Origin of the sequence: Mycetocola sp. 2940, from assembly GCF_040548835.1 — a bacterium.
Taxonomy (GTDB): domain Bacteria; phylum Actinomycetota; class Actinomycetes; order Actinomycetales; family Microbacteriaceae; genus Mycetocola_A.
Genome location: NZ_JBEPSK010000012.1, coordinates 28490 through 42765, shown reverse-complemented (window position 1 = coordinate 42765; position 14276 = coordinate 28490). Strand labels below are relative to the sequence as shown.

The following is a 14276-nucleotide window of genomic DNA, read 5'->3' as shown; positions in this document are numbered from 1 at the left end:
CTTTTTCCTCTTCTACGTCAGGCTAAATTGATCGCACAGCAGTGGGCGGTCAATCACAACGGTCACCTGGTCGGCGTCCATCGCGACTACTTCGTAGCCGTCTGTATTGAGCAGCCGACGGAGGACAGAGAGCGTCGCTGCGAAGCTGCTGGTCGGGATGCCGAGGATCCCGGCAAGGACGTCCTGATTCACACGACCGTCGCGCTCGTCTGCAGCATCGATGATTTGGGCGACGACTGCATCATCGAGCGCACGGCGCACAAGCCGCTTCCGCTGCACCGCGTAGCGCGCCGAACTGAGCAACTGCTCGCTGAGTCGTCGCGGCGTTACTGCCGGAACCTTGTCCTCAACCCCGACCGGAAGATCAAACATACTGACCTGCTCGGGGGTATCGGCGGCGGTTTTCCTACGTTTCATCGGCACGGCTGGCGCGGCAGCTGCAGTGACTTGCGCCGGGTCGCTTTCGAACCACCACTCGGGTGCCTGCGGCGCCGAATCTACCCAGCCTGGGGGTGGCGCCGCGGTGGCGCGGCGCAGCACAACGATCGGAATGGTGAGCTCGGCAAGGGCTGCGCCGCCGTGATAGCCGGCGGCCTTCGCCGTGTAGCGCAGGTATTCGGAGCGCGCGAGGATCACCTGCCCGCCGGGTGCAAGCACGCGTGGGCCTCCAACGAGCAGTTCATCGTCCCGCGCAGGCTCACCGCCGAACGGACGCCAGCGGGCGCCGCCGTCTTCTGCGGGCCGGAACTCACCGCCGCGTTCGACGACGTGCCCATGGTCAGATGTGAGAATCACATTTCGCCCGGCGAGTGCCGCTGCGTTGAGCAGTGCCCGAAGGTGCTGCACGGTGTCGAGCCCCCACTGGGTTCCGCCAGGGTCTGCCTTAGCGAGTGCATCGTCGATTGTGTTGAGCACGGTGGCGACCACGCGCTGGCCAGTATCATTCATGGCTTGCCGAAGCTCGGCGGGGAGTTCGTGCCCTGCTGCAGAGCGGAGGTCGTCTTTGTGGAAGACTGCGCCGCCCGTGCGTGCGGTGAATCTGGTCTTTTCGAGCGCTTGTGTTCCGGCGACCAGTTCGCCGGCGAACAGCGAAGCACGCGAATACTTCGTTAAAGTCGGCAGGGCAGCGATCGCCGCGAGCCGCCGCCGGTCCGGTTCGCGAACGAGCTCGATCCACCCTTCCGCGGCGATGTCCTGCGTGATCGCCGTCGCGGTGCCGACGCTCATGCCATCGAGCACGACGAGCAGCGCGGGATGCGACTTCGCGAGCGGCAGGATGATTGCGTCGAGCATCCGTTCGATCGCGATCACCTGCCCGTCGCCGCTGTCCGCAGCGGTGAGCAGATTCGCCGCCTGCGCGTCCTCGAGGTCTCGACGACTGCGCACCTCGACGGAGAGTCGGCGGTAGGCCTCTGCAAGCGCGGGTTGCGCCGATCCGCCCCAGATCGCTGCAAACGCTCGATCGACCCAGCCGCCGGTACGCAGGTATAGGTGGACGGCTCCCGCGAATGTGGATTCAACCTTTGGTTCGGTATGCAGCCACCGCACCAGCCGCACCGCCATCTGCGCCGTTCCGAGTTCACGGCGTGAATGATCGCGGCCCGCGAGGTCATGGGAGCCAGCGCGTCGAATTGCCGAGTCGAGCGACGCAGTGGTCACCGACGACGGTGCTTCAAGCGCCTCGCGAACCCGCTCGGCGATCTCACCGAGTCCGGCTGCAAATCCGGCGGGCAGATGACGCGAGAATGCGGCGCCCTCACCCCACCCCAGGTCGGTAAGCAAGGCCTCCGCTTGTACAAGTATTCCGTCGATGCGCTCTGCTTCAAATGTCGACAGGCGCAGGACCGTGCCAACCGCCGCGTCGGCCAGCGAGCGCATGGCGGCCGCGTCGAGGTTCTTGAGGATCTGCTGCTCGAGGCGCACTCGGGCGTCGAGCGCTATACCGGGCACGCGGGAGCCGTCTACTGGCCAGAGGACGTCGGCGGCAAGTCCGAACGCGGGAATTGCCACCGCAGTGCCGGAGCGCACGATGTGCAGGGCGTAGCGGACGTGGGTGCCAAAGACGTTGCCAACGGCACGCGCAAGCGCGTCGGCAACTGCGGGGTCGAGCTCCATCCACCGCTCGCGGGCGCCGAAATCATCGAGCGTCTCGAACACGAGGGCTGCATCGACTTGAGTCGCCGGAATACCCAGTACGGCGGCGACGAGCACGCCGACGACGTATGCGTACGAAACGCTACCGTCGCGGCCTGCCTGCCAGCCGGCAGCCGGCCGATGTTGCAGCAACAACTCAGGTGCCCATTTGCCAAGTTCCTTTTGGATGCGCGGGTCGAGGTCGTCACGACGCACGCCGAAGAGGCCTGGTACAAGCGCCCAGCTGTCGAGCCGGGTAACGCCGCGCCGGTCGGCGTGCTGGAGCACGGCTTGGCCGAGTTCGCGTTCGGTGAGTGAGGTGAGCGCGATGATCGGCCATGTGCCGTCCTCTGCATAAATCGCGTCGAGTATCGCGAGCGGCGAGACGCCTTCCACAACGCGCACCTTTGAGCCGCCGACGTCGAGGACTGGCGGTCCCAGCCACACTGGCGCCGACCGCAGAAGCAGCAGGTCGACGCCTGGCTTGGCCTCTCGGACGAACGCGGCCGCGTGTCCGCGCACGCTCGCCTCGGTCGCAGCGGGCACCTGCTCGGTCGGCGTCACTCCACCCTCCAGGTGATCGTGAGCGTGGATCCAGGATGCAGAGCGAGTTTCGCGAGGATGTCAGCTCTGACGCGCTGCAGCTCCCCATCGAGGATCTCGGGTGTGATCCCGCCCGCCACATCAATGATCGCTTGAGGCGCTGAAAACTGCCCATTGCCGTCGATCACGTTCACCGGCACCTGGTCTGGATCCGTGATCACCGGCCGCGTTACGACTGACTGAACCACGGCGGGCGGAAGCGTGACAACCATCCGGGCCATCACCTCCGTCCTGGCCGCAGCAACCGCGGCAATGAGCGGATCTACGATGCCTTGAATCGACTCTTCGTTGCGCACCGCGGCACGCAACCTCTCCATCGCATTGGCGACAGTCGGAGCACCCGTCAATGCATCACCCGCGGAAAGCATCCCCCAGTCCGCACCCTGCAGCGCCCGCGCAACCTCTCCGGCACTCTGCAGGCTTCGCCCAGCAGCCGTCAGGTCGCCGAGTTCTACAACAGCCAGTTGCTCGACGGCGATGAGCGCCGTGCGCTCGTTCCCCAGACGCTGCACTGCGTCGAAGGTGCGCCGAGCGGTGGCGAGGCGGCTTGTTGGCGACGACGCGTCTAGCCCGAGGAACGCCGCATGTAGCTCGTACTGCTTGACTAGCTCCGCAGCGGCCTCGCGCATGGTTCTCGCCTTGTCCGAGATCGCGACGCCGAGTCGGCGCACGGCGGTCGAGTATAGGTGTGCTTCGCCCCTCAAGTTGAACAACGCCTTGGCGCGCTCGTTGGCAGCCATCCAGTCGGACTCAGTTGGCAACCCGGCCGGGCGCAGTACGAGCTCATCTGGCACCTGCTCCAACGACGGCGTGGTCGAAAGCACGGTCTCGTCACGCACCCACTCGCGGTCGGTGATCAGCGCCCACGCGAGGATTAGCGTGTTCTGCACTTCCTTCACTATGCCGGCGGGGCGGAGTCCGGCGCGGAGCGCTGCGACCGTCGGCTGGTCAGCGGTGACCTGCGCCCACCTTGCGAACTCGGCACGCCACGGGAACTCGGCCGGGCCGACGATGAGGACGTTATCGCTGACAACGCCGAGCCCCAGCGGCACCGCAATGCGCTTCAGCAGAGCCTGATCCGACGTCGGTAGGCCTTCAAGGCGACCGCTGGCGGCAACCGCGTTGCCGATTAGGTCGACGACCCGACGCAGGTCGGCAGCCTTGACCTCGGTGTGCCCGGGCAAGAACTCGGGATGCGTCGGAGTGTCGGCCGTCCAGGCTTGTTCGAGAGCCGACTGTAGGCCTTTAGCGAGGTTGTCGGCGACGGGCGGCTGAATGGTCAGACCGTTAAAGACAGTTGAGAAGACCTCGGTGCCAGTGAGTCGCGCATCGATATCGGTCTGCTTCGCCGTCGAGACGGCATAGGCCTGACGGAGTGCACTGAGAGTTGAGGCGGTGAGGCTTTCCCGCTGGTTCTCGAGCGCGATGCGGGCGAGTTCGCGGTCTGCTGCGGGCAAACTGACGGCATTTTGCTCAAAGTTCGCCGGCTTGAGAACGTGGTCGAGCTTGGCGAGGGTGCCGACGTCGGTGAGACGTTCGGTCGTGAGGAAGTTCGGAATCCACACGATCGTGCGGGAATCGCCGCCGGTCTCGGCGAGGGTGTCGCGGAGGGCGTCGAGGCGGTTGAGGTCTTCCTGGTTAGAGTAGCCGACTTCGTCGAACGGATAGTCGATAACAACGGTCCACGCGTCATGACTGCCGATGAGGTCGTCGTCACTAACGCTGGTCTCGTCGCGCACGTTCCCGAACTTGACGTTCACTATCTGTTTGCGTCCGCGCCAGATATGAGTGAAACGACGCTCCTGGATCATGCCGCCAGTCTCTGTGAGCCCGAGTTCGGCCGCGACGAGCGAACGGATGAGCCGCTGCCGGTTGCCGGCGTTGTCTTCGGTGACGACACGCTCAAGGACCGCGTCGTAGTCAACGCCGCTCAAGTGAATGGCTACAAGCGGATCGTTACCATCGCCGAGTTTGATCTCGCCGAACTGCCGTGACCACTCCTTCACGAGGGTGACGACTTGCATGGCCTCCATGCCGGCGATCATGGAGTTGACTGTGCCGTAGTTGAGCGCCGCCAACTTACTCGCAGTTAGGTTCTTCAGCGATGTCGTACCAGGCGCCAGATCGGCAATGAGCAGGGTCTTCGCAAGGCGGTCCTCAGTGTGGAAAGCGTGGCCGCGCTTCAGCGCCTTTGCCTCGGCGACGGAGCCGAGGCTGTGCTTGTTGAGCAAATACGGGCGCAATTTGGTCTCGTAAAACTGTTTGGAGATCGCGAAGCGCTGCTTCTGGTCGCTTGAAAGCGGCGTCGAGTTGCCGGTCATGATGCGGTCGTAGAGGTCACCGACGGGGATGACGGTCGAGGCGGTGAGTTCGTCACGCCCCTCGTCAAGCAGTTCGCCCATAAGCTTCAGTGCGGTGCGTTCGCGCTGCATGATCGACGAGAGGGCGATCATCGCATCGACCAGAGCCGGTGAGAACGGATACACCTGGGCGAACTCGGCCTCACCGGCGCCGGCTTCGTCGGTCATGAGGAACGTCCACGCTGTTGTGTTCGACTTGACCCTATCGACGGCTTGGGAGAGCACCACGCCGGCTTCGGGCGAAACAGGCCGCAGCAACCGCTGGTTGACGATCTTCGGCAGGTCGGCGGCCTGCAGGTCGATTCGGTCAAAGCGGTCGTTCCAGTGGGCGAACGACTGGCCGATGCCTTCACGCTCGGCGCCGGTGATGCCCTCTCCAAGGAAGTCTTGCAGGTCGCGCTGGCGGGCGATGAACGACACGATCGGCACGGGCAAGGTGCCCATGCCGGTTTCGACGAGTTTGGCAACTTTCGAAGTCTCACTCTGGATGAATTTGCTGTCGGCGAGATGCTGGCCGAGCCAGAGCACGAGTTCATCGAGGAACAACACGATGCCGTCGTAGCCAAGCGACTTGGCATGTTCGGTCATGGCCGTGATGCCGTCCGTGATCGAAAGCCACTCTCCGGCCTTCGCGAAGCCTTGAAAGATCGTCATGCCGACGAGGTCAGTGACGAGGCGAGCACGTTCATCCTTGCCCTCACGAAGCGCCTGCTCGTACGTTTCGGCTGTCCACCCAATGGCGAGATCGCCCCAACCGTCGTCAGCGACCTTACCGCCGTTGAGGGCGGCGAAAAATTTGTCGTCGCCGAGCTCCGCGCGCAGACTCGCAGCACCCTGCAATAGTCCATCGCTGACGTGCAACATCGGGGCGGGGGCGGCAGGGTGCAGAGCGGTTATGGTGCCCACATACCCGCCGAAGAGTGCTTCTTCGAAGCTCCCCGCACCGAGCAGGTGGTAATCGATTGTGAGCAGATTGCGGCCGAGAAGGTCGCGGTGCTTGTCGACGACGGGGCCGAGAAGGTCGAGTTTGCGGGCGTCAATGTTGCCGGAGAGCAGCAGGTGCAGCACCGCCATAAAGTGCGACTTGCCACTACCGAACGAGCCGTGGATGAACGCCCCCTTAGACTGCCGTTCGGCGACCGTGCGGGACACGAGGCCGAGGGCGTCGTCCATGGAAGCGGCGATCGCATCGGTGACAACGTAGTCGCGAAGGGTGCGGTCGGCATTGGTGACCCCCCGATGCAGCTCGAGTACGAAGTCGGAGGCGTCCACCGCCTTGATCTCGATGAGGTCGCGTAGCGGGGAGCTGAGAGTGAGCTCAGTCATACGGTCTGCTTTCGATGAATGTGGTGAGTGGGTCAGGATTTCTCGGCGCGGCTGCGCGCAGGGATGGCTGGCTTCCAGGCGACGAGGTCCGCACGGCTGAGACCGCCCTTGCTCAGTAGGAAGTCGAGCCCGCCGGAAATAGCGGCCGCCGGACTCATGCCGAACGCCGGATCGACGTCCGCGTGCCACTGCTGCAGCCACGGCTCAAGTTCGACGATGCCCGCGAACAGCGACAGAAGGGCATCATTCGTGGCGCCGTCGCCGCTCAGCTGGGTCGCGAGGCTCACGAGGGCCAGGCCTCGGTCCGCGTGGCTCCACCCGGCCCAGCCGTAGACCTCGGTGACGTCGTTGGGCAAGTTCGCACCAAGGTAAGCGATGAAGCGCTCCTTCGGCACGTCGAGCTTGCCGCGGAGCTTCTTGTAGATCGGCTTGCGGAAGTCGGCATCGGTGTACTTCGGCGGAACCGGAATCTGCACCCGCTCGCCGCGGTCCTCGGCGCGCTGCATTTCCCAAATTTGCTGCCACTCACGGAACTTCGTCAGCCCAGAGTGCTTGTAGCGCATCTCTGCGACGTGCGGCACCGACTCATCTGCGATCAGGGTGCGCACGAGCACCACCCAGTCGACGTCGTCGGAACCGACAAGCAGTTCAGCGAGTTCGCGCGCGTGATCGTCCTTGCGGAGTTCCTGCGCGAGCTGCGCCACGGACCTCGCTGCGGCCCGGTTCGAGGCATCAAACCAGAGGTTTGGTGCCTCTAACAGATCGAGCAACGCCTCGCGGAGCGCGCTTGGAAGCTGCTGATCCCATGAATCACCCGCCCAGCGCCGCTTGTATTCCGGCTGCTCGAGCAGGCGGATCCACGGGTTCGACTCGATCTCAGCGAGACGTTCCTCCACAATGGCGCGATACTCCTGAGACCAGTGCGCGGGCAGTTCTGTGATGGCCTCGCGATCATGACGGGAGAACCAGGCGGACTCGACCACTCCGTCGCTCAGTTTTCGAGCGAGGGTGATCTCGAATGCGCGTTCGCCGGGGATGACGGAAACTTCGTCCACCGAGACCAAGGCGCGAGTCGTCAGTCCATAGGAGTGGTAGATCGCCCAGTCAAGTTCCTCTTGAAGACCCACAGCCCGCGCGTGGCTACCAGCCCACCTCTCGCGACTTGCCAAGAGCTCCTGCCGATTTGCCGAACTCGCAAGCCGTGTCTTGGGAAGCGCAGCCGCTGCATTGGTAGAGTGCTCGTCGATGCGCCGCGCGATGCCCATTACAGAAGTTTCGGCGAGAGGGAAACCTTCAAGCTTGGTGGCCGTGAACTCGAACCTGTTGGCCCACGGCTCGCTCTCCCCACTCTTCGGAAAGCAGACCTGCTTAAGCCAGAAACACGCCGTCGACGAATTGAGCACGCCGAGCAATTCAAAGTGCTCATCCTGAGTTGCGCTTATTGGCAGTTTCACGACTGGAGCGGTGCGTCCAAATGCTCGTTCCCTAGTATCAAGGACGAAATGATTGTGAGTTGCAACGAATGCGAACGCGATGGAAAGCCTGCTTGCTGCTTCATCGTGCGGAAGCTGGTGCCACTCGTACCAGGGTCGTCCCTCCTCGAAATAGGTGCGCTTAGAAAAAGTTGCCCGATTTCCCAATTCAGTTCGAAACGGCCACATGTGTCGGGCTGCTTCCGGGTAGTCATCCAGACTCATTAAATGGTGTGCGCTGTCATAGGGGAAGAATGCGGGGTCAGATTTTGTGATCTCGTGGTCACGAACTGCATCTCCAACTACAAGTGCTCTGAATGCCTTACTACTGGCCACAGACCGTGCTTGCGATGCCGTCGTGATGAATGCGTCGTCGGCACCAATCACCCCGAAGAACCCCATTCGGAGAACGTGCTGCTTCAAAGTTGTGCTTGCTCTCGCTTCAATCACCGCTTGCAATTCCCGAGCCCCACCACCCGAAAGGGACCAAGGGTGGGTTGCCAGAGCATCGCGTGGCGTGTCAATTACGGAAACGTAGTTTCCGTCAAATCCTGGCTGATCCACGTGGTCCACGATTTCAGCCCAAACTTTTCCCTTTGACGGATCCGCCGGTGGCGGTGACTCACCCCGGAGCCCCAGGACTACCCGAAGCGAACGACCGACTGGCTTACGCCGCCTCCCGAATATGACGACTGTTGGAGTGTTGTGGCCAGGGATGTGTGCAACTGAGCTGTCGATCACGCTAGTTAGATCAACGGGGCTGAACGGGTCGCTTCCCGCGAGAAAGTTCTCTACAAGTGGCTTACCGAACTCTCGCTTCATGAAGGAATTGGAGGTTATTTTTCCGACGTACCCAGCTCCGCTTCCTGCTGCATCGGTCGACTTGGCAAGTCTGAAGAACAGCTCCATGAACGGCGCTGAAAGGGCGTACTTTCGGTAGCAAGTGGAGTAAAGCTCGCGATATTTCTGGTTGAGTGCTTTGTCTTTGACCGGGATGTAGGGCGGGTTGCCCACGACAACGTGATACTGGTTCGTCTTGAGGATACCCGCGTACTCATGCACGTCTTCGGTCTCGTAGCCGAACGGTTCTTCGCCATCCCCGAGGTCAAGGCGCTGCGCGGGTGACTCGGAGCGCAGCAGCGAGTCACCGACAGCGAGATGATAACCGAACGCCGGAGCAGAGACGAGGGTCGGTTCGCCGGTCGCCAGCAGGGCGGCCACAGTGAGGCGAAACCGGGCGATCGCCACGGCGAACGGGTTGAGGTCGACGCCGTAGACCGAGTCAAGGGCGTGCTGCACGCGGGTCCGAGGATCCATCGCCGGTGCCTGCTGCTTCCAGAGTTCGTTGAGCCGCTCGAAAGCACCCAGCAAGAAGTGACCCGAACCGCACGTTGGGTCGATGAGCTTGAGCCCGTTGAGCCCAAACTCCTCAATCGCGGGTTTCAATGTGCGGTCGAGGATGAACTCCTCTACGAACACCGGGGTCTGCAGCAATGCGTACGTATCCCTCGCATAGTCCGAGAGGTCCTGATACAGATCGCCGAGGAAGCGAGTGTCGAGGCTCTCGTCGGCGAAGTCGTGGAGGAGTGTGCCGTCTGCCTGCTGCTTGCGCCAGAAGCGCAGAAGCTCATCCGCTGCCCCGCCGCTGATCGGCGCCGTCCACACGGGGCTGTGCTTCGGGTCGATGAGCCCTCTACCTGCCGGCAGCGAGGCGAGCACTCCGAATGCCGAACGCAACCAGTCGCGGTTATTGGTTGTGCGCTCCCGGGCGTGGAACGCATCCTGATTCTCGACGGCGCGGTCCCGGCGGACGCCGGGGCCCGATATCCACGGCAGGGCTACCGAACCGTGCTTGTCGCGGGCACCCTCAAGCAGGTCGTTGTCTTCGAGGAACCGCACGAACGTCGTCGCGATAATCCACGACACCGCCGCCATCGTCACCTCGCCGTCGCGCCACTGCGACCAGGTGAATGCCGTGCGTTCCCGGGCGAAGGCACGGTCGTGCTCCGCGTGCAGACGTGCGCCGTACTCCGACGAGGAATCCTCAGCAGTTTGCCGTAGGTCGGCCTCGAGCAATTTTAGCTGCTTCTTCAGGTCGGTCAGCAGCGAGGCGGCGACGATCATGAGGGCACTTCATTTCCGGTAAGGAGGAACGATAGTTCGGTGGGGTTCGAGGGCAGCGGGACCCAACGGTCGGCGCCAAACGGGATCGGCTTGCCCTCGAGGTCAGGTGCCGGAAGGTCAGGGCGGTGGGGAACCAGCAGCCAGCGTGCGGCCGGGCGCTCGGTGGCGAGGTCGGCAACTTCGTCCAGGAGGCCGGTGAGGCCGTAGCGGGCGAGCACGCCTGCATTGGTGATCAGCAGCGGCCGGTCCTGGGTCACGAGATCGCGCCAGAACGGCCCGATCGCGAGGCGCACGACCTGCGTGGCGCGACTAAAGTCGACCGAATCGGCCGACTTGCCGTCGGCTTGCAGCAGCACGGGCCACTTGATGTTCTTCTCAACCGCGATCAAACGGGCCCGCTCGACCAGCGCCTGAGCGAAGTCGACAATCTCAAGCCCGTAGCGCTGTGCGATGACACGCTGCAACGAGCGGTACGCGGCCGGATGCACTGTAAGCGCGAGCGCACCCTTCGATCGCAGTGAGCCCGTCAGCCGCTCGTTCAGCGCGGAAGTCGACAGGGGCGCCGACAACGTCGTGGTCGCCCGCGTTGACGAGTACGTCGCCAGATCTGTGTCCTGCGGACGGTATGCGTCGCCCTGCCAGGTCAGATGTGGATGTGTACGCTTCACAACCGCGTCGAGCTTAGGATGCATCGGCGTCACGGCCGCGCGCGGGAACCGCAGGCTCACCCGATGACGCACCTGCGCCTCGGTCAACTCACGGATGGCGCTGCCCCGGAGGGCACCTGCAACGGCCATCTCGCCATCTAGGCCGACTCGGTACATTTCACCGACGCTCGAGCGGGCGCCGGTCCTCGACGCGGCCGCGGCAAGCGTCAGAAGACGACCCTCATCGAGTAGCGCCGATTCCGGCACCGTACCGTGCAGCCGCTCACGCATGGTCGCCGCCGCGATGATACCGTCCGATTCGAGCGCGCGGTCGACCTCAGTGCCCGCCGCAATCGCCACCGTGAGCAGCACGGACGCCGACGCACCATGCCGATCCGGGCGATCATCCGCATCGGTATCGAGGGCGAGCACCATTGGGGATCCCGGCAGCTTCGAACGACGCTGTCGGAACAGGGCACCGTCGAGCGAGTCATCCGTCTCGATGACCGCGCGCAGAAGCGAGACTGCCCGGGCGATGCGTTCCGCACTCGGCAGCAGTGAGCCGTAAGTCAGGAGCAGTGATAACGCGAGTTCTTCGGCCGTCGCGACGCCAGCCGACTCCGCAAGGACACGCTTCACGACCTCGATGACCGGTGCGAGTACGCCGCTCTTGCGCCAACGTGCGGTCGCCGACTCGATCGACGACGCGACGGTTCCAGCGCCGAGTCCGGTGCGAGCGACGAGTTCGTTGAGGCCAGGCCATGCGCTCGGCGCACCTCCTGCCACCGCCTCATCACCCGCGACGGATGCTCCTAACAACAGTGCATTCAGAACGGAGATCTCGCCCGTGTTCTTCGAACCCTCGCGTGGGATGAGCTTCGCCACTCGCTGCTCCACGGACAACCGGACGTCCGCGGAGACATCTGTCTCGATGTGCTCAGCCGAAGCGAAAAGCCGCTGACGCCAGTCGCGCACCTGCGCGACGATCGTCTTGCGCACCTTCTCGCCCATGCCGGGGATCGAATTGATACGGAACGACGGGAGGTCCAGCAATTCGCCAACGGTGGCGACGCCGAGTCGAGAAAGTGCCGACAGTTGCCGGGCGCTCAAACCCGCTGACGTGAGCGACGTCGATAAAGTCGCCGCCGCGGCGCGTTCTGCATTCGCCTCATCGCCGTCCCCTGTCACGGCGTCCACACCTGCGAACAAGGCGCGCCAGGCGATGCCGAAGTCCACGGCATTCGCGAATCGTTTCGCGGTGTCGCCGTCGAACGCCCGCTCGAAGAAGGCACGCAGCCCGGCCCCCACACCGGGATCGAACATCGTCTCGGTCAGAGCGACGCGGTCTGCGGCGTTCGCCGGTACATCCTCACCCACGACCCACCACGGCGGGGTGCCGACGGCTAGTTCGAACAGCGTGACCGCCACCGCGTACAGCTCAGCCGCACGGTCGTACTGTGGGCGCTTCCCCAGCACAAGGAACGGGTCGAGGTACGGCTTCGAACCCGATGCTTTCTTGCGCAGCGGCTCCTTGGCAAGCGAGAAATCGAAGAGGTTCAGGCGCGGGCTGCGGGTCTTCGCGTCGGGCGCAACCGCCAAGTTCGCCGGCTTGATGTCGCGGTGGAACACGGACTTCGACTCGAGATAGGCGACCGCCTCGATGAGGTCGTTGCCGAACCGCTCGAGCTGCTCGATCGTCGCCCGGCCCTCGTTCTGGATCTTGCGCGCGAGCGTCTCGCTGCCTGCATCCGACACAATGAGCGCTTGCCGACCGGCAACATCGACCGGGCCCTCAAGCAGCCGCACGATACGCGGATGCTGCAGTCCCTTGAGCACGTGGGCCTCGACCGCGAGCCGCTCGACCGCGGCATCATCACGGGCGAGCTTCAGGATGACGCCTTCGCGCCCGCGCTCCACATCATCGACGAGCAGTGCAGTACCGGTCGTGCCGGAACCGCGTCGGTCCAGCACAATGAACCGCTCGGCAATCGTCTCGCCCTGGTTGGCGTCGATTGGGTCGCCGCCGGCGACTCGAGACTCCGAGTCATCCTCAGGCTTTGTCATGGCATCGATCGCTTGGTCGAGGCTTCTCAGCACCTCATCGACGTCGATTGTGCGGTTCAGCTCATCGAATGCCGTTGCCTGTGCCACAAGATTTGCGAGCTCAGTGTTGAGGTCCGGCAGGATCGCGCGTGGATCGAGGCTGCGACTCGGATCCGCAATGAGCTGTTGTAGGGCCGCGAGATTTGCCGCCGGTGCTTCGCTGGTCAGAATCAGATACGAGAGTGCGCCGAACCCATAGACGTCCAGAGCGACCGGGGAAACTGTGGTGCTCTGCCGCAGACTTTCGGGCGCAAGGTACAGCCACGCCGAGTGGTCGACGAGCTGGTTAGGGTTCTCGACACCGCCCGACACAATCGTCGCCGTCGTCGTGCTGTTCGAGCTCCGTTTCGCGGCGCTCCAGTCGCGGACGCGTACCTCTCCGGTCTCACGGTTCACCATCACACTCGCCGGTGTTAGCGCGCGGTGCGTCACACGGCGAGCGTGCGCATACCGCAGCACCTCGCCGATGCGACGGATCAGGTCGAGTCGATCCAGCTGCTGGATTGTCTGGTCAAATTCGCCCAGATAGAGGTCGAGCGCAACCTCGTCGGGGTTGAAGTCAAAGAGTAGCGCGGGACCGTTCTCGGTATCGAGGTAGTCGATAACCCCGGCGATGCCCGAGTGCTTGAGGCCCTCGGTGAAGGCAACCTCGCGCTTGGCGGCCATCTCCAGCTGCTCTCGCGCGGACTTGGAGGAACCTGGCGGCACTTCGAAGACGCGGAGCCGGCGCTGCAGTTTCGTGACCGGATGCGAGACGAGCAGGTCGTACCAGCCGGGACCGTCGCCGAGCGCATTGGCGTCATCGAGCACATAATCGCCGATGCGGCGCTGCTTTGGCGTCGCCACAAGACCCGAATGTTCGATAATCGCTCGGATCCGCTTCGCCTGGGTGAGGTCAATCGGTGCATGGTTGGGCGGTGCGGCCAGGAAGTCCGAGACGGCGCGATCCTCGAGGCCGCGCACATGGTAGCCGTCGAGCGCCAGGATGTTCTCCGCCGCGGGCCCGTCGAGCTTCACTGTCGACTGCTCGCCGTGGAATACGACGCGGGCGCTGATGAAGGGGGTCTTCGGGTTTCCAGGGACCTGCTTGGCTGCATCCTTCAAGATCGAGCTGAGGCGCTTCGCCTTCTCGTTCGCGAGAATGTACGCGCTCTTGTGGTAACGGCGCTGGTGTTTCGTGTCTTGGATCCAGCCAGCCATGGTGCCGGTAATGAGGCCGTGCCAGCCCTTCAGCTCGAGCACGAACAGACCGGCGCGGGTCAGTAGGAGAGCGTCAATCTCGTCGGCGCGGCCGCCCGGGCTTACAACCGTCGTGTTGACCCATGCTGTCGTAATCCCGTCGTCAGGGAGCAGGTCGCGCAGTCGCTCCAGCGCAACCGCCTCATGCGACTGCGCCGGCTCGCCCAGCACGTGCCACAGCGGAGAATCAGACTTCATCGGTTCCTTTGTACAAGTCACCCGAGCGCTTCGGGGCCGGCCCACATACAGCGTCCAGTATTTCAGAGCCA

At 63.7% G+C, this 14276-nt stretch carries 4 protein-coding genes; all 4 read right to left on the bottom strand.

All coding sequences use genetic code 11. The features are described from left to right. Window positions 1-12 precede the first annotated feature (12 nt). Window positions 13-2697, bottom strand: coding sequence for a BREX-2 system phosphatase PglZ (pglZ, locus tag ABIE24_RS14020; RefSeq protein WP_354500700.1), 2685 nt, complete (start codon window positions 2695-2697; stop codon window positions 13-15). Continuing rightward, a complete protein-coding gene (locus ABIE24_RS14015; protein ID WP_354500698.1) occupies window positions 2694-6368 on the bottom strand; it encodes a DUF6079 family protein in 3675 nt (1224 codons plus the stop codon). Before ABIE24_RS14015 ends, pglZ begins: the two co-directional genes overlap by 4 nt. Before the next feature lie 86 nt (window positions 6369-6454). Next, window positions 6455-10018 (bottom strand): BREX-2 system adenine-specific DNA-methyltransferase PglX, encoded by a 3564-nt coding sequence (pglX, locus tag ABIE24_RS14010; RefSeq protein ID WP_354500696.1) that lies wholly within the window; start codon window positions 10016-10018, stop codon window positions 6455-6457. After that, the gene (gene pglW, locus ABIE24_RS14005; RefSeq protein ID WP_354500694.1) at window positions 10015-14205 is read right to left on the bottom strand and encodes a BREX system serine/threonine kinase PglW; all 4191 of its coding nucleotides are present in this window, start codon (window positions 14203-14205) and stop codon (window positions 10015-10017) included. Before pglW ends, pglX begins: the two co-directional genes overlap by 4 nt. Window positions 14206-14276 lie beyond the last annotated feature (71 nt).